Origin of the sequence: Proteinivorax hydrogeniformans, from assembly GCF_040515995.1 — a bacterium.
In the GTDB taxonomy this organism is placed as follows: domain Bacteria; phylum Bacillota; class Proteinivoracia; order Proteinivoracales; family Proteinivoracaceae; genus Proteinivorax; species Proteinivorax hydrogeniformans.
In genome coordinates this window covers 2,805,264-2,826,458 of record NZ_CP159485.1, presented here as the reverse complement: position 1 = coordinate 2,826,458, position 21,195 = coordinate 2,805,264, and the positions used below count along the sequence as shown (strand labels likewise).

Sequence of the window (21,195 nt, the reverse complement as noted above, 5' to 3'; positions counted from 1 at the left end):
AGGAGTATACATATGTCAAAGGTCTTAGCAATTACTAATCAAAAAGGCGGAGTAGGAAAAACAACAACAGCTATAAATCTAAGTGCTTTTTTGGCAAAAATGGGAAAAAAAGTACTACTTTTAGATATAGATCCCCAGGGCAACTCAACTAGTGGACTGGGTATAGATAAACATAGGGTTAAAAAATGTATTTATAATGTATTAGTGGATGAGTTTCCAGTAGATGCCATAATAATACCTACTGCTGTCCCTAATTTAGACGTCGCCCCAGCTACAATTGAGCTAGCCGGTGCGGAAATAGAGTTAGTCCCCACAGTTTCAAGAGAAGTTCGCTTGCGAAACCAGCTAGAGAATGTAAAAAATGATTATGATTACACAATAATAGATTGCCCGCCATCTCTAGGATTACTCACTATAAATGCCCTTACAGCTTCTGACAGTGTCCTAGTCCCAATACAATGTGAGTACTATGCATTAGAGGGGCTTAGTCAACTGATAAACACTGTAAATCTTGTTCAAAAGCACCTCAATCAACAGCTTATATTTGAGGGAGCCCTACTGACTATGTTTGATCCAAGGACTAATCTTTCCGCACAGGTAGTGGAGGAGGTAAAGAATTTTTTTGGAGACAAGGTTTACAAAACCCTTATACCTAGAAATGTCAGATTGAGTGAGGCCCCAAGCTACGGTCAGTCTATCGTTGATTATGACCCAAAATCAAAAGGGGCAGAAGTATACAAAGCGCTGGCTGAGGAGGTACTTGCAAATGAGTAAAAAGGGTTTAGGAAGGGGCCTTAATGCTTTAATACCGGAAATGCCTCAGCAAGAACCAACTGAAAGTCACTATATTCAACAAATACCAATTAATAAAATCCGCCCTAATCCAAACCAACCGAGAAAAATTTTCTCAAATGAGGCATTAGAGGAATTAGCTCAGTCTATAGAACAACACGGGATAGTACAACCTATAGTTGTAAGAGCAATAGATGGTGGATATGAATTAGTAGCAGGTGAAAGAAGATTAAGAGCTGGTAAAATGACTAACTTATCAGAAATGCCTGCTCTGGTTCAGGATTTTTCAGATAAAGAAGTAGCAGAAATAGCATTAATAGAAAACCTACAAAGAGAAGACCTAAACATTATGGAGGAAGCAGAAGCCTATAAGACTTTAATAGAAGATTTTAGTTTTTCGCAAGAGCAGTTAGCAAACAGGTTAGGGAAAAGCAGGTCAGCAGTTACTAACACTATCCGTTTACTTAACCTTTGTGAATATGTAAAAGAATTGGTTATGCAAAACAAAATCACTGCCGGGCAGGTGAGGCCCTTGATTTCTTTGCCGTCAGATGAACAAATTTTTGTTGCCGATGAGATTCTTGAAAAAGGTTTAAACTCAAGACAGGTCGAGCAACTTTGTAAAAAAATTAAAAAGCTACAACAGGAAACAAAAAAAAGCAAAACAACAGCTAACCTAGACCCCCATTTAAAGGACGCTGAAGAAAAGATGATGCAAGAAATGGGAGTAAATGTTAAAATAAAAGGTAATGATAAAAAAGGTAGAATTGAGATAAAGTATTATGAACAAGAAGACCTAAACAGAATATTAGAAATTATTTTAAACAAGGGGTAACCCTTGTTTTTTATAAAAAAAATGATGTTTCACGTGAAACATCCTGAAAGGAGATTTGTCATGATTTACTTAGATAACGCCGCCACCACCTTTCCTAAACCAGAAAGTGTTTATAAAGCTCATGATTATGCCCTTAGAAATTATGGAGCAAATCCAGGTAGAGGGGGACATAGTTACTCTCGTGAAGCCGCAAAAGCTATATTTATTGTACGAGAAAAATTAGCGGAGTTTTTAGGAGCAAATTCATCATCACAAATTATATTTAGCAGTAGTGCCACAGAAGCTATGAGCACAATACTATTTGGTAGTTTGAGAAAGGGTGACCACGTAGTCACTACACAGCTAGAGCATAACGCTGTCTGGAGGCCTTTAAACTATCTAAAAGAAAATAAAGGGGTAGAAGTCAGCTATTGTAACCATATAGATGCAAGTTATATTGATTTAAATGACCTTAAAAACAAACTTAAACAAAATACTAAGCTTGTTATAATAAATCATGTGAGTAATGTATTTGGAGTAGAGCAAGACATTGAAGCGATAAATAAGGTTGTCAAGGAAAATTCCAATGCCAAGCTTGTAGTGGACGGAGCTCAAAGCGCCGGAACTCATAAAGTAAACGTAAATAGTTTAGATATAGATGCTTTTATATTCGCAGGTCATAAAAGCTTATATGGTCCGGTAGGAACTGGTGGATTCTATTTAAAAAAAGACTGGATTTTAGAACCTTTAAAAATTGGTGGAACAGGTTCTAACTCAGAGAATATGGGAGTCCCTAAAAGTGGTCCGGAACGCTATGAGTCTGGTACAGCTAATACACCGGGAATTTGGGCTTTAGGGGCCGGGATTGACTTTATCAATGAAAAAGGTATTGAAAATATTTTTCAACATAAAATTCAATTATCGCATCTCCTTATAGAAGGTTTAAGAGACTTAGAAGCAAAGACATATTATAATAAAAACAGCACTGTTACTTCTTTCAATATTGAGAATTTAGACTCTACAGAAGTTGCCTTTATATTAGATGACCTACACAACATAATTGTAAGGGCTGGATTACACTGTTCTCCTATAGCCCATAAAAATTTTAACACTGCAAAGCAGGGGACTATAAGGGTAAGCCCAGGCTATTTTAATACCAAGGAGGAAATAGAAATTTTATTAGAAGCCGTAAAAGAGCTGAAAAGAGGTTAGCACCATGGGTAACTTGGTAAATGCCATAACTATACTAGTAGGAGGTACCATTGGGGTTGTTTTTAAGAGCTTACTTCCAGAAAGAATGCAAAAAACACTGCTAAGCGGTCTGGGTATTTTGGTGGCTCTTTTGGGGGTAGGAATGTTTTTGGAAAGTGATGTTGACTTTATTGTGTTAATTAGTGCGTTGGTTGTTGGGATAATTTCAGGAGAGTGGATTGATATAGACAGGTATATAAACAAACTTGGAGACTATGTTGAAAAGAAAATGCACCGCAGGGCGAAAGGAAACGTCGCTCAAGGTTTTGTTTTTGCTTCACTTACCTATTGCGTTGGACCGTTAGCAGTTATTGGTGCAATCAACGAAGCACTGGGTTTTTCGGAAACACTTTACATTAAAGCGGCCATAGATGGTGTGACATCAGTAGCTTTTGCATCAGCAATGGGTGTTGGAGTTATTTTTTCAGCAGGGTTAGTATTTATATATCAAGGGGCTATTTTTCTTATGGCAACAGCCTTAGGGGATTTTTTTAATGAATCAATGCAAATGTTTATTAACGGAGCTGGAGGGATATTAATTGTAGGTATAGGAATCAACATACTAGGTATAAAAAAAATAAAAGTTGCAAACATGCTTCCAGTCTTGTTATTTGGAATGATCTATTTCTATATCATAGGAGGTTAATAAATGGAGATGGAGACACCTGCGGTGGTTATAGACTATAAAGTGATGAAAAGTAATTTTATGGAAATAATGAATCTTTGTAAAAAGAACAACGTAAAACTAAGACCACACTATAAGGCACACAAAACCCCATATATCAGCAAACTACAGCAGAGATGGGGATGTACTGGCATGACAGTGTCAAAAGTTTCCGAGGGAGAAAATCTAGTTGAAGAAGGTTTTCAAGATGTTTTAATAGCTTATCCCTTAGTTAAGGCTAGACAACTTGAGAGGGTAATGGAAATGAGTCTAAAAGCAAAGGTAACGATTATTGTTGACTCTATAGAAGGGGTAGAACTTGCTGAACAAAGATGTAGATTAAAAAAAAGGCCCTTAAAAGTTTTAGTTAAAGTTAATACAGGACTAAATAGGTGTGGTGTAGACACAACAGAAGAAGCTTATAAACTAGCAGAGTCTTTAACGCAGAAAAAGCATTTAGAGTTTATTGGGTTAATAACCCACGCGGGGCACGCTTACGGCGCTGAGAGTAATAACGATGTTAGGGAAATAGCAAATGAAGAAGTGGAGAAACTATTAGAAGCCAAGGGTTATATTGAAAACAAAGGTATTTCAGTTGAGGAAATTAGTGTGGGAGCGACCCCAACTGTGAAATATAACGTTCATAAAAATGGTTTAACAGAAGCAAGGCCAGGAAACTTTATGTTTTATGACAACACACAAATTAGCTTAGGAGTGGTTTCAGAAAATAGTTGCGCTTTAACGGTAAAATCCACTGTTGTCAGTAAAGTGGGTGATAGAGTTGTGATAGATGCAGGCTCAAAAACCTTAGGATTAGATAAAGGTGCACACGGAAACCAGTTTATAATAGGTTATGGTAGAGTTTTGGATCATCCATCATTGGAAATAGTATCACTTTCAGAAGAACACGGTGTTCTTAAAGGAAAAAATCTGCCACAAATAGGGGAAGAGATATCGATTATACCTAACCATAGTTGTGTGGTTATGAATTTAAACAAAAATATTTTTCTTAAAAAAGAAAATCAGCTAGTAAAATTAGATAATAGTGGTAAATTTTTAAATTACTAATAAAAAAACTTATTAGGTGGGAACATAAATTTAAAGGAGGTTATAAATAATGAAAAGAAAAACCTCTTCTCCCACCGAAGAAGTCGCACCTGTTTTTTCCATGTCAATAAATGAACAAGAGTTATACAACACTACAGGAATTAACAAAAATGATGCTGATTGGGTAAGCAGCAAAAACCATTTATCAAAACCATTTCTTTTTGGAAGTGTTTGTCAAGGAGATTGGTCTAACAACTGGGCACCAGTGGATTTAATAGAAAACAAACAACAAAAAAAATCTCGCTCATAATTTGAGTGAGATTTTTTTGTTTGTAAAAAGGAATTACAGGGATCGGTAGGGAATATATAATGTTGAAAAGTTTAAGAAAACAAGGAGGAAACAAATGGAACATATATTAATTTTTATAGAAAACAACCCCTTAACAATACTCTTTATTATAACACTAATTTTGCTTCTTATAGTTATTATTATGTTTTTTAATGTTATGGGACTTAAAAAGCAACTGAAGCAATACAGAAAGCTAGCATACTCCTCAAAAGGAGATTCTGTGGAAGAAATCCTAAATAATGTAAATGAGAAAATAAAACTTTTAGAACTTACTAATAAAGAACTAGGAAACAAAGTATCTAAAATTGAAAAGGAAATTATTTCATTTCCACAAAAGCATAAAATTATAAGATATAATGCTTTTGGTAACACTGGCAGCGATCAAAGTTTTTCATTTGTATTACTAGATGGGAAAAAAGATGGAGTTGTTTTAAGCACCATCTATGGAAGAGAGGAGTCGCGCACGTACGCTAAACCCATTAAACAAGGAGAATCAGACTATCATCTATCAGAAGAAGAAAAAAAAGTGGTTGACTTAGCCTTAAATAAAAAATAATATAGTAGTTGTAAATAAAGGAACGCCTTAAACAGGAGGGGAGATATATGTCGTCAGAGCATAAAGACAATAAAAAATTTACGCTAATGATACTGCCCCACTCAAACGATAAGCCACTTAAGTTCAACCTTCCTATACTGGCAATTCAGATTGTAGGAGTGTTAATACTTCTAGTTTTAATAGGATTTATCGGATTTTTTGCCCAATATATAGATATGGCCAGCTCAATGTCTGAGTTGGAAAAGTTGCGTATTGAGAACCAGGAAAAAACTAATCAGCTAGAAAACTTAGCGGAACAAACCCAAAATGTGTTAGAGGAATTTAAGCAAATCGAAGATTTACAAAAGCAGCTAAAAGATTTAACAGACATCGAACCAGAAGGAGAAAGTACAAACTCAAAAGATGACGAGCGCACCTTGTTTTCTGCTAGCAGAGGAGCTACTTCACTAGAAAGGACGCAAAGCTCATTGCAGCTGCTAAGCAGAGAGCTTCCTTCTCAGAAAGAGGACATGGGGACATTGATATCAGATGCGGAAAGGCAAGCTAAAAGAAAGGCTCATACCCCTTCAATTAGGCCTGCTGAAGGCAGGGTTTCTTCACCTTTTGGATATAGAAACCATCCTTTTACTGGGGCTCGACAGTTACATACTGGTATCGATATAGCTAATGCAACTGGCACTCCTATTTTAGCTACAGCTAATGGAACAGTGGTAACAGCATCTTATAGCGGTGGGTATGGTAACTTAATTATTATCGATCATGGGTACGGATATACAACACACTATGCACACTTATCTGAGATAAAGGTTAGAAAGTGGCAAGAGGTTGAAAAAGGAGAAGTCATTGGAAATATGGGCAGTACAGGCCGAAGCACCGGACCGCACCTACACTATGAGGTAAGAGTGGGAGGAAAACCTGTAAACCCTAAAGAATATTATTAAAAAAGTAACGGAGGGCTGTCAAATGTTTAAAAAGAAAGAAGAGTTTGATCCAACTAAAATTGACACAATAGTGGGTAAAGATAGTGATTTTGAGGGGAAATTGACAGCAAAGGGAATTTTACGCATAGATGGCAAAGTAAGCGGTGAAATTATCTCTACAGGCAATGTGCTTATCGGTGAAAGTGGCAGTGTGGAGGCAAATATTAAGGCAAAGAATTTGACAGTTTCAGGTACAATTGTCGGAGATGTAGAAGTGGAAGGTCTTTTAGACCTTCTACCTTCTGCTAAACTGATTGGAGATATTAAAGTGGCTAGCCTAGAGGTCGGAGATGGAGCCATTTTTAAAGGGAATTGTGAAATGAATGAAGAACAATCATCTTCAAAGAAGAATAACAATAAAGATTCAAATAAAAAAACACAGTCGTCTAATTAGACGACTGTGTTTTTTTATTTGAATAAGGTTGAATCATAAATCTCATACTAAGGTAAATAAAGGATTGCAAAATTAAAGACATTGGCCTTAATTAAGGCTTAGGAAGACTTTTATAGGGCCTTTGAAATATTAGGAGGGAAATATGAAGAAAATAGTAGCACTAGAAGATGGCTTAAGCTCTTATAAAGAAAAATTAGAAGAGGCAGGATTTAAAGTTGTTGATTTATCTCAGAGGTACCAATATCCCTCAGTAGTAATTGTTAAAGAACCAGATAGCGCGTTAGAACAGACAAATTTAATTAATGAAATTCCAGTATTAGATACTAAAACAGTGACTGAAGAGAACCTTGTTGAAACAGTTAATAACAAAATACACCATTAGAAAAGTGTAGTGCCCTTAGAAAGTTAAAACTTTTTATTGGAGTAGTGAACCTACTCCGTTTTTTTATGCTTTTTTTGCGGTGTCGCTGCTGATAGACAATATAAACTCTTCTAGAGACTTAGCTATGACATCAGCCATATCCATAACCAAAGAGAGCCTCGTATTTTGCAATACAAAGTACTCCATAAACCCCCCTACATTTACCACTCCGGTAATGTAGATATCTCCGACTTCAGGGAGATCTTTTTTAACGCCGGCTCCAGGTTTTAAACTGCCGATTCCAAAATTTATTTTTCCAACATTGTCGCTATTGCCCAGCGAAGCATCTATAGCTATAACAAGAGGGTTTGAGAGTATATTTACTTCCTCGATGTTAGTTGCTAAGTTTGAAGCATGTACTGGATTACTCAAGTTTCCTAAGATATAGACATTACTTTTGGTGTTTAAGTGCGCCAGCTTACTACCTATAATAGGGCCTAAGCTGTCGCCTGTAGACCGGTCAGTTCCAATACACATGATTACAACTTCATTCCAGTTAGGTTTGATATGATAAGCATATTCACTAAGATGGGACGCCATCTCTTTTTGGCATGATACACTTTTAAAATTAATACTTTTTTTGAAGCATTTTGTTTTATTTTTATCAAAAAAACTAAACATAACCTACCTCCCGTAAAACGCCATGGTAATTTATATGAGAAAATTGAATAGTTATTACAAACAAATAGTAAGAGGAGTGAAGAAAATGAAAAATATAGGGGTGAAGCTAGCTTTAACATACTGTGGTGCTATAGTTGGTGCGGGATTTGCTACAGGTCAAGAAGTAGTTCAATTTTTTTCTGTTTTTAAGACTAGTGGTGTAGTGGGAGGGGTTTTAGCAACTGTAATGTTTATCTTTTTTGCGTATGTAATCTTGGATATTGTATTTAAAAACGAAGTAAGAGATCATAATGATCTAATTACAGTGGTTGTTGGTCAGAAAGGGGCGTTATTTTTCGATTTTGCTATTATGGCGTTTCTTTTCTGTGGATTTACAATAATGTTATCTGCAGCTACAACGATAGTATCTACATACCTATTCCCAAGCAAAGCTTTATCTGTAGGATCTTTTTTGATTTTGATAAACGTGATTTTTTTTAAAGGTGTTAAAGGGGTTATAAAGGTTAACTCTCTTTTAGTTCCTGTACTGGTGCTCGGTGTTGTATTACTATGTTTAAGAGCAATTTTCACGTCGGTACCTGCAGTAAATATGGGAGGATTAGTCCCCCAAAATGCCTATATTGCCGCCACATCCTATGTATCTTACAATCTAATAATTGGTATGGTTGTATTATCGTCCTTAAAAAGTGAATTATACAATAAAAAAGACATTTTTGTGGTATCAATAGTGGGGGGGATGACCCTAGGAATAATGTTACTACTGTTAACTTTTGCAACTAAGGATATGCCTAGCTATTCACAAGTGCCGATAATCGATTTGGCTTACGGGCTAAACCAACCTTTATTTTACAGCTTGGTATTATCGCTGTTGATAGCTATATTAACTTCCGCAATTGCTACAGGTCATGGTATAATAAACAGGATAACAAGTTTAAAAAATTGGAATTATTCTTTGATTGGAATAGTTCTTAGTATTGTGGCTTTGCCGCTTTCATTTATAGGATTTTCTGAGCTTGTAAAAGCAGTATACCCCTTTTTTGGGTTTGTTAACTTCATTTTAATGGCAGCGCTACTGTTATATTTTATAAAAGACAAGTTTGTAAAAATCTCATAAATAAAATGAATATTTAAAGGATTTAACAATTATTTTCTAGAATAAATCTGCACAGGGGAGGTAGAGTTTTGGAAAAAGCCAAAGAAAAAATAGAAAAACTATATAAAGATGGCGTCACTTTGATGAACATAGGAAAGAACAAGGATGCACAAAAGGTTTTTTTAGAAATATTAGAAGATGAACCAGAGCATGTTGAAACTATCAACAAGTTAGGGGTTATATACGCTAGAATAAATAACATAGAAAAGGCAAAATCATATTTTAATCAAGCCCGAAAAATTCAGCCAGACAACCCTCAAGTATTGACCAACCTGGGTAATACCTGTCTTTTAGAAGGCGAACTAGAAAAAGCTAAAGAGTACTTTGACAAATCTCATACACTGGATGACAAGAGCCATAGTACCCTCGATGGGCTTTCTGCCTATTATAAAAAAAAGGGCGATATAGAGGCTTCTTTGAAGTACTATAAACTTGGTCAAAAAATCCATAGAGACCAATTGAAAAAAAAGATAAAAAGAAACGAACAGGAATATTTAGATTTTGACATATCAGAAACTGATTCAAAATCTAATCAAGAACCTGGTAGTGCCAATAAAAAAAAGGTGTCGTATAAAACTATAGCGTTCGCTGCTTTTGGTCTTCTACTACTATATTTAATACTTTTTGGTTAGTGTAATTTATTTTCTAAAACAAGGTGATGGTATGAAATGAATAGAAGTATTGCTAATCTAGCTATTAGCTTTATTGTTTTGTTAGTTTTAGGGGAACTTTTTAGAAAAGTTTACACATCTATGATCCCTGTAACTACAGTTATAGATAATTTTATTTTTGCTATCTTTTTATTTTTAGCGCTGAAAATCATCTATGACATCGCTATTTACATTAGGTTTAAAATTAAGTTATTTTCTTACTTTGAGGACTATATAAGGCAGTTGATCGTTATAGTTGTTGTGGCAATCACCGCCGTAATCATCAGCTTAACAATGCAGTATTTCATTAACGGTACGGTGAGACTTACTGTGTTAGCAAGCATCGCAACAGTTTATTTTAAAAATTAGCATAGAATAAAATCACCTCTCTTTAAATAAGTTTACTAGAGAGGTGATAACACTATGTTTGATGTTTTTTTAGTTGTGCTGTTTGTCTGGGGACTGGTGTTAGGGTATTATAAGGAGAGAAAAGAAATATTTGTCAGAGCTTTATGCTTTTTTGCTGCGTTTTTGCTTTCTTTTGGCTTAAACTGGCCTATCATAACTTGCAGTCATGTTGAGCATGCAATAGATAGCCTTTACATAGACCACTCAATAAAAGAAGTATCGACAGGTGATAGGACTTTTTTGATGGTTCAAGAAGTGGCAGAGCAAATTCCAGTATCAACTCAGTTAAGGGAAAAGATAGTAGAGGATATAAACAAGAGAACATATTTAGGAGAAGGACTAATTGAGGTAACTGCCCAAGTAATAGCTAAAACAATGGAAGGTTTAACTATAGCGCTAATAATTATTTTGTTAATGGGAGTTTTAAGTGAGTTGCTTATTAAAAAAGGCAGTACTAAACCCACTGGTGGGATACTAGGAGCTGCTGTATATGGATTTTGCAACCTAGTTTTGGCTTGTGTTATACTTTATGTAATGGACTTATACTTTTTGTTTTATCAAACAGAAGCCATCGAGAGTGGCTTATTAGACTTTGCGCTAAAGCCTATTGTGCAAAAGGTGATTGATGGTATATTTAAAATCATATAGGAGATGAGAAAAATGGACTTAATATTTAAAACAGAAGGAACTTGTGCCAAAGAAATAATTATTAAAACAGATAACGGAATAATAAAAAAAGTTGAATTTATAAACGGATGTCGTGGCAATGTTCAAGGCATAGCCCAGTTGGTAATAGGGAGGCCTGTTGAAGAAGTTGTAGACAGGCTAAAAGGTATCGAATGCCGAAATGGGACATCCTGTCCAGACCAGCTAGCTAAGGCATTAGCAAACATAAGCGCTTAGGAGGTGTCTAACTTGTACGAGGTTGGAGACATCGTTGAAATGAAGAAGAAACATCCATGTGGCTATAATAGGTGGGAAATCATTCGTGTGGGCATGGATTTTAGAATAAAATGCACTCACTGTGGCAGAAGTGTAATGATACCAAGAAAGAAGTTTGAAAAAAACTGTAAAAAGAAGCTAGAATTATAAAAGAGTCTTTGAAAGAAGCGTTATTTATGGTATAATGCTAATGTTATAGTTCCTGCTCTATTTTTATAGGGCCGTTAGTCCAAAGGAGGTGAAAGGAAATGACAAAGTACGAGTTAATGTATATTCTTGTGACAGATCTAGATGAAGAAGCTACAAAAGGAGCCATCGAAAAAGTCAATGGAATCATTGAACAAAAGGGTGGTTCTGTAGTTGAGGTAGATCAATGGGGTAAAAGAAGATTAGCTTACCCAATTGAAAAGAAAAACGAAGGTTACTATGTGGTAACTCAATTTGAAGGTAACAAAGAGACTATTGATGAGTTAGACAGAGTAATTAAGATTGATGACAACATGTTACGTCACCTAGTTGTAAAAGCGGCTTAACCCATTTTTAAAAGGGGGAGAGACCATGTTAAATAGAACGATTTTAGTAGGTCGACTCACTAAAGATCCAGAGCTTAGATATACTCCCAATAGCGGAGTTGCGGTAACTACATTCATTTTAGCTGTTGATAGAAGCTTCACTAACCGACAAGGCGAGCGCGAAGCGGACTTCATTCCAATCGTAGTTTGGAGAAAACAAGCAGAGAACTGTGCCAATTATTTAAAGAAAGGTTCACTAATTGGCGTAGATGGTAGAATTCAAACTAGAAATTATGAAGGAAATGATGGCCAAAGAAGGTATGTTACTGAGATTGTGGCAGAAAATGTTCGCTTTTTAGATAGCAAACCTAGACAAAATGGTGGTGGACAAGGCCAAAGTAACGATTTTAGTGATGTAGGCTATGAAGTAGATGAAGACGTACCATTTTAGCCTATAAGGAGGGATAAGAGTGCGTAGAGATAGAAGAAAAGGTAGAAAAAAAGTTTGCAGTTTCTGTGCGGATAAAGTAGAAACTATAGATTACAAAAGTGGAGACAAACTTCGCAGATATGTTACTGAGCGTGGTAAAATTTTACCTAGAAGAATATCAGGAACCTGTGCTCCTCATCAGAGACAGTTAACAACTGCGATCAAAAGAGCTAGAGTTATGGCATTATTGCCTTACACAGTAGAATAGGATATAATTTTGGAAGGGGGCAAATTGCAATTTGTCCTCTTTTTATACATAATTTATAAGGGGGGAACTAAGTGAAAGGGGAAGAGGGAGTAAAGATAGCTAAGACACTAAAGGCTATAGAAGATCTAAAGTTAAAAATAATTCAGGGCATATCCGAAGTTTATACCGCAATTTATAAGGGAACAGAAGATCAGCTTCAGCAGAAAGCAGCCAAACTGATTATATATATGTACTCTTTAAGTAAAAACTCTGGATATTCATACAGGAGCTTAGATAGGGAAGTGCTTAGGCAAGCTGAAGACATGCGAAGAACCGAAGACGCAGAATATTTAGATGAGTTGGTTCAGTATCTTAAAATAAGAGGTGAATAGTTTGGCACATTTAAATACAAAAAGTTTAGTAGAAGGCTCGCTCTTGTTAGCACTGTTTCTAGTTCTGAGTATTCTACCGTTTTTTATACCTGCCTTGATACCAGCGTTAATACTAGTTCCTATTCCAATAGTTATAGTCACATATAGACAAAGTATAAAAATATCTATTATGGTGGTTTTTTTAAGTTTTATCGCTCTAACTACTATCCTAGGAAATCCAATATACCCAACGCTAATAAGCTTAATTGGTGGTTTGCCCGGTATTGTTTTAGGCTACACGATAAAAAGAAAGAAAGCAGTCACCACCCTTTTAGTAACCACAATATCTTTTGTGGCTTCCATTATTCTGATTCTTAACATATTTGCCCTTTTCTTTGATGTTAATTTAGTAGAAGCAACATTAGATAGACAGCTTTCAGCTATTGAATCCATAGGAAACCTTTTAAGTGGAGTTGTTCCCCAGGTTGAACCGGACCCTAACGATCCAGACATAGAAGACTTTAGAGAAAGAATTTATCTAAGTATTCAAATGATATTTCCTGCGTTGGTAATTATCCTATCAGCTTTTGCTGGTTATATTAACTTGATTGTATCAAGGCTAACCTTGGTTCGCCTTGGTTATAAGGTGGAGAGTTTACCGCCTTTTTCAAGGTGGCGCTTTGGAGATTGGGTCCTTTGGACATTTGTCGCCACCTTATTAATGCACATTTTCGGACTTGGCAATATAGCAGTACAACATATTAATAGTAATGTACACCAAATAGTACTGTTAATGGTTCTTATACAAGGGTTAGCAGTTGCTTACTGGTTCCTTTCTAAACATATAAAGTACACAGTTTTAAAGGCAATCATATTGATGGTTGTGGCAATATACCCTTTCACAGCTCAATTCATAATTATGGCAGGAACTTTGGACTTTATAATAAACTTTAGAAGAATATAGGGAGTGATTTAAAATGAAGGTTATTCTACTAAAAGATGACAAAAAGTTAGGTAAAAAAGGTGAGGTTAAGGAAGTTTCTGAGGGCTATGCTCGTAACTTCTTGATACCAAGGGGGTTAGTTAAAGAAGCAAACCAGTCTAACCTAAAAGATTTAAAGGAAAAACAAAAAATCAAAGAGAAAAAAGCGGAAAAAGAATTTAACAAGGCACAACAAACAGCTAAAAAGATTGAAAACTTAAAAGTTGAAATTGCAGTAAAGGCTGGTGAGGGTGGACGACTTTTTGGTTCTGTAACAACAAAAGATATTGGTAATGAATTATCAAAAAAGGGAATAAAGATAGATAAACGCAAAGTTGAACTAAAAGATCCAATTAAATCACTAGGATCCTATCAGGTTGAAATAAAACTTCATCCAAAAGTTTCATCAACTTTGCACTTGAAAATTGTAGAAAAGTAGGAGGGTAAACATGGTTAACGAACAAAGGTTGCTAGATGAGTTTTTAGAGCTAGTAGCAATTGACAGCGAATCAAGATCTGAGGGAAAACTAGCAGAGGTTTTGGCAGAAAAGCTAAAGAAACTTGGTTTTGAAGTTCATGTTGACAACGCTGGAGAATCTATAGGTGGGGAAACAGGAAATATTATAGCAAGGTTAAAAGGCAATGATGATACAAAGCAAAGTATTCTTTTTGCCGCTCATATGGATACAGTTGCTCCAGGTAAAGGTGTAAAGGCTTCTGTTAAAGATAAAATGGTAGTATCTGACGGCACAACTATACTAGGTGCAGACGATAAAGCTGGTATTGCTGCAGTGCTAGAGATGTCTAGACTACTTAAAGAAGATGCTAAGCATGGAGATATTGAAGCAGTCTTTACAATTGCAGAAGAAGGTGGTCTTTTCGGTGCTAAAGGTCTAGATTACTCTCAAATTCAGTCTAAGATAGGTTATATACTTGATAGCGATGGTAAACCTGGAACTATAGTAAACCAAGGGCCTTGTCAGGATAAAATATCTGTAACTATTAAAGGAGTATCTGCTCATGCTGGTTTAAAGCCAGAAGAGGGGATAAGCGCAATACAGGTGGCTAGTAAAGCCATTAACGATATGAAGCTATTAAGAATTGATGAAGACACCACAGCTAACATAGGTGTGATAAAAGGTGGAACTGCTACAAATGTAGTGTGTGATAATGTTGAGGTGCTAGCTGAAGCAAGGAGCACAAGTGAGGAAAAACTTGATGCCCAAAGTAAGCACATGAAAGAGTGCTTTGAATCTGCAGCAGCTGAGTTTAGTACAGAGGCTGATGTCAGCATAGAGCGGGTTTACCCAGCTTTTTTAATCAAAGAAGAAGAACCTGTAGTTAAAATAGTCAAAGAAAAAGCTAAAGACTTGGGGCTAGAACCTACACTTAAGGCAACAGGTGGAGGAAGCGACACAAATATTTTTAACGGTAACGGCATAAGCTGCGTAAACTTAGGCCTAGGTATGAACAACCCTCACACATTAGAAGAAAGCATAGAGGTAAAGGACCTAGTTGATATAACAAGATTAATTTTCTCGATAGCAAAAGCTTAATGAATAAAAAGAACACTTTTCTTTTAAAAGAGAAGTGTTCTTTTTGGGATAAATATACATAACTGTGAACATATTAGATATGTAAAGTTAAGCAACTTATGCTAAAAAGACCAAAAACATATCCTAAACTATAGAAAACTCATCAAATAAAGACAAAACACGAACATTAAAGCTAAAATCATTATAACAAGTACGTAGTTTATTGACGCACTAAAAGTAATGAGGTAAACTATAGACGGTTTGATAAATGAAAAGGAGGGGTCGCTATGCAAAATTATGATGTGATTGTTGTAGGAGCAGGTCCAGCAGGAATATTTACTGCTTTGGAAGTATTAAAAAAGGACTCCCGTTTAAAAGTTTTGATAGTAGATAAAGGTAGAACAATAGAAAATAGAAAGTGTCCTTTGCGCACCTTGCAAAAATGTGTTCAATGCCAGCCTTGCGGCATTGTGAATGGTTGGTCTGGAGCTGGAGCGTTTAGCGATGGGAAGTTATCTTTATCCCCAGATGTGGGAGGAAGATTAACAGAGTATATGAATTATGATGAAGCTCAAGAACTAATAAACTATGTCGATAAGCAGTACCTTCAATTTGGTGCGAACAATGATGTTTACGGTTTAGATGATAAAAAAGTAGAAGACATAATGTATGAGGCCTCAAAACACAATGTAAAGCTAATCGCAAGCCCAGTAAGACATTTAGGTACCGAAAGAGGTTATGAGGTCCTTAAGAGGTTGTACCTACACCTAAAGTCGTTGTCAAACTTCAGCTTCATGGAGCTGACAGAGGTTTCTGATATTATAGTTGAAAACAGCCAAGCAAAGGGTGTAGTAATCTCAAATAAACAAGTTGAAAATAAAAAAATATATGCTGATAAAGTTGTTCTTGCACCGGGAAGAGGCGGCGCAGACTGGCTAGAAAGACTAATGAAAAAGCATGGCATAAAAACCGAAAACAACGAGATTGACATAGGGGTAAGAGTGGAAGTGCCTAATGCGATAATGGATCACTTAACTAAGCCTCTATATGAGCCTAAGCTTGTATATTACTCTGATACCTTTGAAAATAGAGTAAGGTCTTTTTGCGTTAACCCCGGAGGTCACGTATCGGAGGAAAGGTATGAAGACAATTTAGCTGTGGTAAATGGGCATAGCTTTTCTGATCCTAAAAATAGAAGCCAAAATACGAACTTTGCTCTTTTAGTTTCCACAAAGTTTACAGAACCGTTTGACCAGCCCATAGAATATGGTAAATATATTGCTAAGCTGGCTAATATGATTACAGGGGAAGGTATATTAGTACAGAGGTTGGGAGATCTGTTAAATGGACGAAGAACAAACTATCATAGGCTAAGTAAGTCAACCACAACACCAACTTTGAAAAATGCTGTACCGGGAGACTTAAGCTTTGTGCTCCCTGATAGATATTTGACATCGATTGTGGAGACATTAAAAGCCTTTGATAAGTTAGCGCCAGGCCTTTATTCAAAAAACACATTGTTATATGGAGTGGAGGTTAAGTTTTATTCCTCAAAAGTAAAGGTTAGTAACAGATTTGAAACTAAGATTGAAGGACTGTATGCTATAGGTGATGGAGCTGGTTTAACCAGGGGACTTATGCAGGCGTCAGTAACAGGTGTTGTAGTTGGAAGGAAAATTTGCTCAAAAAAGGAGTGTTAGGATGCAAACAGTAGTTGTTGTAGGTACACAGTGGGGTGACGAAGGAAAAGGTAAGATAACAGATTATATTGCAGAAAAAGCTGAGGTTATAGTCCGCTATCAAGGGGGAAATAACGCAGGTCATACTATAGTAAACGACGGCAAAACCTATAAGCTTCACCTTATTCCCTCAGGAGTAATTAACGGTAATAAGCTTTGTATCATAGGAAATGGTATGGTTATAGATCCTCAAGCACTAATAAAAGAAATCGATTATTTACATGACCTAGATATAAGTACGGAAAATCTTAAAATAAGTGAAAGCGCACATGTGATTTTGCCTTACCACAAGGTAATAGATGAACTTTCAGAGAAAAAAAGAGGTGCCGAAAAGATAGGTACAACAAAAAAAGGAATCGGCCCAGCTTATATGGACAAAGCAGCTAGATGTGGTATTAGAATTGTAGACCTTTTGGACGAGGAAGTATTTAAGGAGAAGCTATATACAAATATTGAGGATAAAAATCAGTTAATCCAAAAATATTATGGAGCAGAACCTCTAGATGCAGATACTATATACGCTGAGTATGTAAAATACGCTAAAAGAATTAGAGATTATGTAGCTAACACCTCAGTACTGCTAGAGGAAGCTATGGAAGAAGATAAAAAAGTTATCTTTGAAGGAGCTCAAGGCACCTTGCTAGACTTAGACCACGGAACGTATCCTTTTGTTACAGCATCAAACCCTGTAGCTGGGGGAGTTTGTATTGGTGCAGGTGTAGGGCCATCAAAAGTTAACAAAGTACTAGGGGTTGTAAAGGCTTACTCCACAAGGGTGGGGGACGGTCCATTTCCCACAGAAATAGAAGGGGAGACTGCAGAGCGTATCAGAGAAATTGGCAAAGAGTACGGAACAACTACAGGTAGACCTAGAAGAATTGGATGGATTGACACGGTTATTTTGAGGCATGCAAAAAGAGTTAGCGGCTTAGACTATATGGCTATCACTCTATTAGATGTACTAAGTGGCCTAGATACAATAAAAATCTGCACCGGGTATCAGATAGATGGAGAAATAGTTTCTCACTTCCCAGCTAGCATAAAACAGCTTAAAAAGTGCCAGCCAGTTTATAAGGAAGTTAAAGGATGGAAAGAAGATATAACTGGCATCAAGTCATTTGATGACCTTCCTCAAGAGGCAAAAGATTTCATAAAAGAAGTTGAAAAAGAAGTCGGGATAAAAGCTTCAATAATTTCCGTTGGGCCGAAACGTGAACAAACAAAAGAGGTAATTGAAATTATCTAGATAATATTGAACCTTAGGGTGATGTTAAGGACATCGCCCTAAGGTTTTTTAGAATTGCTCAAAAAATGAAAATAAAACTTTTTTGTTGACAATAACACAAAACCATAGTAATATTATTATTGTTGCAAGTGAGCCATTAGCTCAGTCGGTAGAGCACCTGACTTTTAATCAGGGTGTCCCGTGTTCGAATCGCGGATGGCTCACCATTTTGGCCCCTTGGTCAAGTGGTTAAGACACCGCCCTTTCACGGCGGTAACAGGGGTTCGAATCCCCTAGGGGTCACCACTTAATGGAGCTGTGGTGTAGTGGTTAACATGCCTGCCTGTCACGCAGGAGATCGCGGGTTCGACTCCCGTCAGCTCCGCCATATGCCTCGGTAGCTCAGTCGGTAGAGCAGAGGACTGAAAATCCTCGTGTCGGCAGTTCGATTCTGCCCTGAGGCACCACTTTTAAATTAAACATCCTTTGGATGTTTTTTTTTATTCTTTTTTTTCTATTTAATGCATACTTATAAATAATAAAAAAATAGGGGGGAAAATGCTAGCTAATACTTTAAAGTTTATAATTGCTCTTATATTGTTTCTAGTTTCTTTAAATCTGTTTTCCAAAAGCTGTAGAAAAGTACTTCCCTATGACTTAGAAACAAAGTTAGTAGGGAAAAGAAAAAGCTCCATTCTAAGAATTTCACTGACTGCAATGATATTGACAGCCGTGCTCCAAAGTAGTAGTTTAGTAGTTGTTGTGATATTTAGCCTTGTTCAGGGAAACATATTATCAGAAAAAAATGGCTTAGCAGCAGTTTTAGGCACCGAAGTGGGGACAACAGCGACTGGACAGATTATTAGCATACCCTGGCTAAAATTATATCCACTGTTGCTACCTTTACTACTGCTATTTTCACTACCTCGATTTAGAAAATATCTGCCATCTATAGTATTCTTTGCCCTAATTATATTTGCGCTTAAGCTTATGACCATACCCTTTTCAAATCTACATAACGCTAGCACATACCATAGGTTGATAGCGTTAGTTAATCAATCATCTTTAGTAGGAGTGGTTATAGGTGCTACATTTACAGCTTTGGTTCAAAGCAGCAGTGCCCTAACAGCACTGACAATTAGCCTTGGTAGGGCGCAAATTATAAACCTAAAAAGTGCAATAGCCCTAGTCCTTGGAGGAAATATAGGCACTTGCATTACTGGGTTAGTAGCTGCCAGCACTGTCACAAAAAAAGCCCGAGGGATTATAGTAGGACAAATTTTATTTAATATAATAGGAGTAGCGCTTGCACTTATCTTTATAGATCCATTTACTGAGTTAATACAAAAAATAACTGTTTCAACACTTATAGAGAGGCAGATAGCAAACGCTCATACAATTTTTAACCTAATTTCCTATTTATGTGTAATTTTAGTTTTTAATCCCTTTTATAGCCTGACAAAAAAAATAAACAAAAAAATTTACCATTAAAAAAAGGGATTTTTCCTGCTAAAATAGAAGAGGTACAGCAGGCTTTTTTGGCTAAAAGTTTCTAACAGCTATGGGAATGATGTTTTGAATTAAAACATTGTTCAAAACTGTTTGAAAGGAGGGATTAGTTTTTGGAGGAACAAAAAGCACCCACCTACCCAATACAAATAAAGCTTGGCCTTGTAGCTTTGCTTGCAATTTCCTTAGTGCTAATTGTGGGCTTTAAAGCTTATGATTATTATCAACCTGGCTATGTTTATATTGTTAATGTAGAAGATGAACAGGTGGGAATGGTTCAAGGAAAAGACGACCTAGAGAAAATAATAGAACACTTAATAGATAATGAAAGTAGCAAAATGGGATTTGATGTAGAGATAGAACAGGACATAACCACTGAAAGAGTTTTTTCGTGGGATCCTGACGTTCACCTGCCTAAGATGCAACGACAAATTAGCCTTATGGTTTCTTATGAAGCCGCTGGTACTATAATTCAAGTTGATGGCGAGCCAGCTGTACTTGTAGAAAGCAGGCAGGTAGCAGAACAAATATTAGAGGAAATAAAACAGTTTTACATCGAACAATCACAAGGAGACCTAGTTTCAGAACCAGAGATAGTCTCGGATATTTCTCTTGTTAGTACTGCTGCAGACCCAAATGATATAATGGATTATGAAGTTGCAAAATCTATACTTTTACAAGGCACAGAAAGAGTGGAGACATACACTGTGTCACGCGGTGACAGTTTATGGTCTATAGCGGAAAAAGCAGATATGGATATGGAAGAGCTAGAAGAGGCAAACCCTGATCTTGACCCAGAGTTTATACAGCTAGGACAAGAACTTAACTTAGTGGTAGCAGAGCCTGTAATAGAAATTGTACAGCAAGAAAAGGTTGTACGGGAGGAAGCTATAGACTACTCCACTACTACAAAAGATAGTTCTAGCCTTTGGCGAGGTCAGACCAGAGTTGTAACTCCTGGTGAAAAGGGCGTAAAAGAAAACACATACATCGTTAAAAGAATAAACGGAAAAATAGTAGAACAGGAAAAAGTGGAATCAAAAGTTGTCAAAGAACCTGTTACAAGAGTTGTGGAAAGAGGAACCTCCAATGCACCTTCAGGCTCAGGGAATTTTCTATGGCCGATATCTAGTGGTGGAAGAATAACATCAAGGTTTGGACCTAGGGGCGGAGGATTTCACTCTGGCGTTGACATAGCAGCTCCTTCAGGAACGCCAATTGCAGCCGCCGACTCAGGTAGAGTTGTAACATCAACTTATCATGGAGCATACGGTAACTATATTGAGATAGACCATGGTAATGGCTATAGGACATTATATGCTCATAACAGTCGAAATGTGGTCAGTGTAGGAGACACAGTTTCCCGTGGCCAGACCATAGGTTATGTTGGTAGCACTGGAAGATCGTCAGGACCACATGTGCATTTTGAAGTTCATCGTAATGGTTCAAGGGTTAACCCATTAAACTATTTCAATCCATAAAATTAAAATCTGTGGCGAAAGCTGCAGATTTTTTTTATTCTTATGAAGACTTTATAGTGCGACTATGTTAAAATATTGAATTGAAGAAGTATAGTTAAAAAGTGGGGGGATTAATGATATAA

At 36.5% G+C, this 21,195-nt stretch carries 28 protein-coding genes and 4 tRNA genes; 31 read left to right on the top strand and 1 reads right to left on the bottom strand.

Annotation, left to right across the window (positions count from 1 at the left end):
• Positions 1-12 precede the first annotated feature (12 nt).
• From PRVXH_RS13565 to PRVXH_RS13520, 10 genes are all read left to right on the top strand, one after another.
• Positions 13-774, top strand: a complete 762-nt coding sequence (locus PRVXH_RS13565) for an AAA family ATPase (protein ID WP_353893286.1) — start codon at positions 13-15, stop codon at positions 772-774.
• On the top strand, positions 767-1,627 hold the full coding sequence (locus PRVXH_RS13560; RefSeq protein WP_353893285.1) for a ParB/RepB/Spo0J family partition protein: 861 nt from the start codon (positions 767-769) through the stop codon (positions 1,625-1,627). The genes PRVXH_RS13565 and PRVXH_RS13560 overlap by 8 nt, the downstream gene beginning before the upstream one ends.
• A 60-nt stretch (positions 1,628-1,687) precedes the next feature.
• Positions 1,688-2,818, top strand: a complete 1,131-nt coding sequence (locus PRVXH_RS13555) for an aminotransferase class V-fold PLP-dependent enzyme (protein WP_353893284.1) — start codon at positions 1,688-1,690, stop codon at positions 2,816-2,818.
• A 4-nt stretch (positions 2,819-2,822) separates the two neighbouring features.
• Positions 2,823-3,503: a DUF554 domain-containing protein gene (locus PRVXH_RS13550; protein ID WP_353893283.1), complete on the top strand. Its 681-nt coding sequence runs from the start codon at positions 2,823-2,825 to the stop codon at positions 3,501-3,503.
• A gap of 3 nt (positions 3,504-3,506) precedes the next feature.
• A complete protein-coding gene (locus tag PRVXH_RS13545) occupies positions 3,507-4,589 on the top strand; it encodes an alanine racemase (RefSeq protein ID WP_353893282.1) in 1,083 nt (360 codons plus the stop codon).
• Between the two features lie 49 nt (positions 4,590-4,638).
• The gene (locus PRVXH_RS13540) at positions 4,639-4,878 is read left to right on the top strand and encodes a hypothetical protein (RefSeq protein WP_353893281.1); all 240 of its coding nucleotides are present in this window, start codon (positions 4,639-4,641) and stop codon (positions 4,876-4,878) included.
• A 94-nt stretch (positions 4,879-4,972) separates the two neighbouring features.
• Positions 4,973-5,473, top strand: a complete 501-nt coding sequence (locus tag PRVXH_RS13535; protein ID WP_353893280.1) for a DUF4446 family protein — start codon at positions 4,973-4,975, stop codon at positions 5,471-5,473.
• 47 nt (positions 5,474-5,520) lie between these two features.
• A complete protein-coding gene (locus tag PRVXH_RS13530) occupies positions 5,521-6,414 on the top strand; it encodes a peptidoglycan DD-metalloendopeptidase family protein (protein WP_353893279.1) in 894 nt (297 codons plus the stop codon).
• A 22-nt stretch (positions 6,415-6,436) separates the two neighbouring features.
• The gene (locus tag PRVXH_RS13525; protein ID WP_353893278.1) at positions 6,437-6,847 is read left to right on the top strand and encodes a polymer-forming cytoskeletal protein; all 411 of its coding nucleotides are present in this window, start codon (positions 6,437-6,439) and stop codon (positions 6,845-6,847) included.
• Between the two features lie 142 nt (positions 6,848-6,989).
• Positions 6,990-7,229: a YkuS family protein gene (locus PRVXH_RS13520; RefSeq protein WP_353893277.1), complete on the top strand. Its 240-nt coding sequence runs from the start codon at positions 6,990-6,992 to the stop codon at positions 7,227-7,229.
• 63 nt (positions 7,230-7,292) lie between these two features.
• On the opposite strand, the gene yyaC is transcribed toward PRVXH_RS13520, so the two are convergent.
• A complete protein-coding gene (gene yyaC, locus PRVXH_RS13515; protein ID WP_353893276.1) occupies positions 7,293-7,889 on the bottom strand; it encodes a spore protease YyaC in 597 nt (198 codons plus the stop codon).
• Positions 7,890-7,974: 85 nt separating this feature from the next.
• Here yyaC and PRVXH_RS13510 point away from each other — a divergent pair, with 85 nt between their 5' ends.
• The 21 genes from PRVXH_RS13510 (at position 7,975) to PRVXH_RS13410 (ending at position 21,073) form a co-directional block, all read left to right on the top strand.
• Complete coding sequence (locus PRVXH_RS13510; RefSeq protein ID WP_353893275.1) at positions 7,975-9,003, top strand: hypothetical protein; 1,029 nt, start codon at positions 7,975-7,977, stop codon at positions 9,001-9,003.
• Between the two features lie 68 nt (positions 9,004-9,071).
• On the top strand, positions 9,072-9,674 hold the full coding sequence (locus tag PRVXH_RS13505; RefSeq protein ID WP_353893274.1) for a tetratricopeptide repeat protein: 603 nt from the start codon (positions 9,072-9,074) through the stop codon (positions 9,672-9,674).
• Between the two features lie 36 nt (positions 9,675-9,710).
• Positions 9,711-10,061 (top strand): hypothetical protein, encoded by a 351-nt coding sequence (locus tag PRVXH_RS13500; RefSeq protein ID WP_353893273.1) that lies wholly within the window; start codon positions 9,711-9,713, stop codon positions 10,059-10,061.
• A gap of 54 nt (positions 10,062-10,115) precedes the next feature.
• Entirely contained in the window at positions 10,116-10,748 is a 633-nt protein-coding gene (locus PRVXH_RS13495; protein WP_353893272.1) for a hypothetical protein, read from the top strand.
• A 12-nt stretch (positions 10,749-10,760) separates the two neighbouring features.
• On the top strand, positions 10,761-11,003 hold the full coding sequence (locus PRVXH_RS13490; RefSeq protein WP_353893271.1) for a TIGR03905 family TSCPD domain-containing protein: 243 nt from the start codon (positions 10,761-10,763) through the stop codon (positions 11,001-11,003).
• A 3-nt stretch (positions 11,004-11,006) separates the two neighbouring features.
• On the top strand, positions 11,007-11,192 hold the full coding sequence (locus PRVXH_RS13485; protein ID WP_353893270.1) for a DUF951 domain-containing protein: 186 nt from the start codon (positions 11,007-11,009) through the stop codon (positions 11,190-11,192).
• 98 nt (positions 11,193-11,290) lie between these two features.
• Positions 11,291-11,575, top strand: coding sequence for a 30S ribosomal protein S6 (rpsF, locus tag PRVXH_RS13480; protein ID WP_353893269.1), 285 nt, complete (start codon positions 11,291-11,293; stop codon positions 11,573-11,575).
• A gap of 25 nt (positions 11,576-11,600) precedes the next feature.
• Entirely contained in the window at positions 11,601-12,005 is a 405-nt protein-coding gene (ssb, locus tag PRVXH_RS13475; RefSeq protein WP_353893268.1) for a single-stranded DNA-binding protein, read from the top strand.
• Positions 12,006-12,024: 19 nt separating this feature from the next.
• A complete protein-coding gene (gene rpsR, locus PRVXH_RS13470) occupies positions 12,025-12,252 on the top strand; it encodes a 30S ribosomal protein S18 (RefSeq protein WP_353893267.1) in 228 nt (75 codons plus the stop codon).
• 71 nt (positions 12,253-12,323) lie between these two features.
• The gene (locus PRVXH_RS13465) at positions 12,324-12,623 is read left to right on the top strand and encodes a MazG-like family protein (RefSeq protein ID WP_353893266.1); all 300 of its coding nucleotides are present in this window, start codon (positions 12,324-12,326) and stop codon (positions 12,621-12,623) included.
• A 1-nt stretch (position 12,624) separates the two neighbouring features.
• A complete protein-coding gene (locus PRVXH_RS13460) occupies positions 12,625-13,566 on the top strand; it encodes a DUF2232 domain-containing protein (protein WP_353893265.1) in 942 nt (313 codons plus the stop codon).
• A gap of 13 nt (positions 13,567-13,579) precedes the next feature.
• Positions 13,580-14,023: a 50S ribosomal protein L9 gene (gene rplI / locus PRVXH_RS13455; protein WP_353893264.1), complete on the top strand. Its 444-nt coding sequence runs from the start codon at positions 13,580-13,582 to the stop codon at positions 14,021-14,023.
• Between the two features lie 10 nt (positions 14,024-14,033).
• Positions 14,034-15,140, top strand: a complete 1,107-nt coding sequence (locus tag PRVXH_RS13450; RefSeq protein WP_353893263.1) for a M20/M25/M40 family metallo-hydrolase — start codon at positions 14,034-14,036, stop codon at positions 15,138-15,140.
• Between the two features lie 266 nt (positions 15,141-15,406).
• Positions 15,407-16,819 (top strand): NAD(P)/FAD-dependent oxidoreductase, encoded by a 1,413-nt coding sequence (locus tag PRVXH_RS13445; protein ID WP_353893262.1) that lies wholly within the window; start codon positions 15,407-15,409, stop codon positions 16,817-16,819.
• 1 nt (position 16,820) lies between these two features.
• Positions 16,821-18,104, top strand: coding sequence for an adenylosuccinate synthase (locus PRVXH_RS13440; RefSeq protein WP_353893261.1), 1,284 nt, complete (start codon positions 16,821-16,823; stop codon positions 18,102-18,104).
• A gap of 130 nt (positions 18,105-18,234) precedes the next feature.
• A tRNA-Lys gene (locus PRVXH_RS13435) sits at positions 18,235-18,310 on the top strand.
• A 4-nt stretch (positions 18,311-18,314) separates the two neighbouring features.
• Positions 18,315-18,389: transfer RNA gene (locus PRVXH_RS13430), tRNA-Glu, on the top strand.
• Positions 18,390-18,395: 6 nt separating this feature from the next.
• A tRNA-Asp gene (locus tag PRVXH_RS13425) sits at positions 18,396-18,471 on the top strand.
• Between the two features lie 3 nt (positions 18,472-18,474).
• Positions 18,475-18,550: transfer RNA gene (locus PRVXH_RS13420), tRNA-Phe, on the top strand.
• Positions 18,551-18,641: 91 nt separating this feature from the next.
• Positions 18,642-19,574 (top strand): Na/Pi symporter, encoded by a 933-nt coding sequence (locus PRVXH_RS13415; RefSeq protein ID WP_353893260.1) that lies wholly within the window; start codon positions 18,642-18,644, stop codon positions 19,572-19,574.
• A gap of 131 nt (positions 19,575-19,705) precedes the next feature.
• Entirely contained in the window at positions 19,706-21,073 is a 1,368-nt protein-coding gene (locus PRVXH_RS13410) for a M23 family metallopeptidase (protein WP_353893259.1), read from the top strand.
• The last annotated feature ends 122 nt before the right edge of the window (positions 21,074-21,195 follow it).

Coding starts and splice junctions, on each gene's coding strand:
- PRVXH_RS13495 (WP_353893272.1), top strand. CDS start 10,116: ATGTTTGATGTTTTTTTAGTTGTGCTGTTTGTCTGGGGACTGGTGTTA.
- PRVXH_RS13490 (WP_353893271.1), top strand. CDS start 10,761: ATGGACTTAATATTTAAAACAGAAGGAACTTGTGCCAAAGAAATAATT.
- PRVXH_RS13555 (WP_353893284.1), top strand. CDS start 1,688: ATGATTTACTTAGATAACGCCGCCACCACCTTTCCTAAACCAGAAAGT.
- PRVXH_RS13450 (WP_353893263.1), top strand. CDS start 14,034: ATGGTTAACGAACAAAGGTTGCTAGATGAGTTTTTAGAGCTAGTAGCA.
- PRVXH_RS13545 (WP_353893282.1), top strand. CDS start 3,507: ATGGAGATGGAGACACCTGCGGTGGTTATAGACTATAAAGTGATGAAA.
- PRVXH_RS13445 (WP_353893262.1), top strand. CDS start 15,407: ATGCAAAATTATGATGTGATTGTTGTAGGAGCAGGTCCAGCAGGAATA.
- PRVXH_RS13525 (WP_353893278.1), top strand. CDS start 6,437: ATGTTTAAAAAGAAAGAAGAGTTTGATCCAACTAAAATTGACACAATA.
- yyaC (WP_353893276.1), bottom strand. CDS start 7,889: ATGTTTAGTTTTTTTGATAAAAATAAAACAAAATGCTTCAAAAAAAGT.
- PRVXH_RS13500 (WP_353893273.1), top strand. CDS start 9,711: ATGAATAGAAGTATTGCTAATCTAGCTATTAGCTTTATTGTTTTGTTA.
- rplI (WP_353893264.1), top strand. CDS start 13,580: ATGAAGGTTATTCTACTAAAAGATGACAAAAAGTTAGGTAAAAAAGGT.
- PRVXH_RS13440 (WP_353893261.1), top strand. CDS start 16,821: ATGCAAACAGTAGTTGTTGTAGGTACACAGTGGGGTGACGAAGGAAAA.
- ssb (WP_353893268.1), top strand. CDS start 11,601: ATGTTAAATAGAACGATTTTAGTAGGTCGACTCACTAAAGATCCAGAG.
- PRVXH_RS13565 (WP_353893286.1), top strand. CDS start 13: ATGTCAAAGGTCTTAGCAATTACTAATCAAAAAGGCGGAGTAGGAAAA.
- PRVXH_RS13520 (WP_353893277.1), top strand. CDS start 6,990: ATGAAGAAAATAGTAGCACTAGAAGATGGCTTAAGCTCTTATAAAGAA.
- rpsF (WP_353893269.1), top strand. CDS start 11,291: ATGACAAAGTACGAGTTAATGTATATTCTTGTGACAGATCTAGATGAA.
- PRVXH_RS13415 (WP_353893260.1), top strand. CDS start 18,642: ATGCTAGCTAATACTTTAAAGTTTATAATTGCTCTTATATTGTTTCTA.
- PRVXH_RS13530 (WP_353893279.1), top strand. CDS start 5,521: ATGTCGTCAGAGCATAAAGACAATAAAAAATTTACGCTAATGATACTG.
- PRVXH_RS13535 (WP_353893280.1), top strand. CDS start 4,973: ATGGAACATATATTAATTTTTATAGAAAACAACCCCTTAACAATACTC.
- PRVXH_RS13550 (WP_353893283.1), top strand. CDS start 2,823: ATGGGTAACTTGGTAAATGCCATAACTATACTAGTAGGAGGTACCATT.
- PRVXH_RS13560 (WP_353893285.1), top strand. CDS start 767: ATGAGTAAAAAGGGTTTAGGAAGGGGCCTTAATGCTTTAATACCGGAA.
- PRVXH_RS13510 (WP_353893275.1), top strand. CDS start 7,975: ATGAAAAATATAGGGGTGAAGCTAGCTTTAACATACTGTGGTGCTATA.
- PRVXH_RS13540 (WP_353893281.1), top strand. CDS start 4,639: ATGAAAAGAAAAACCTCTTCTCCCACCGAAGAAGTCGCACCTGTTTTT.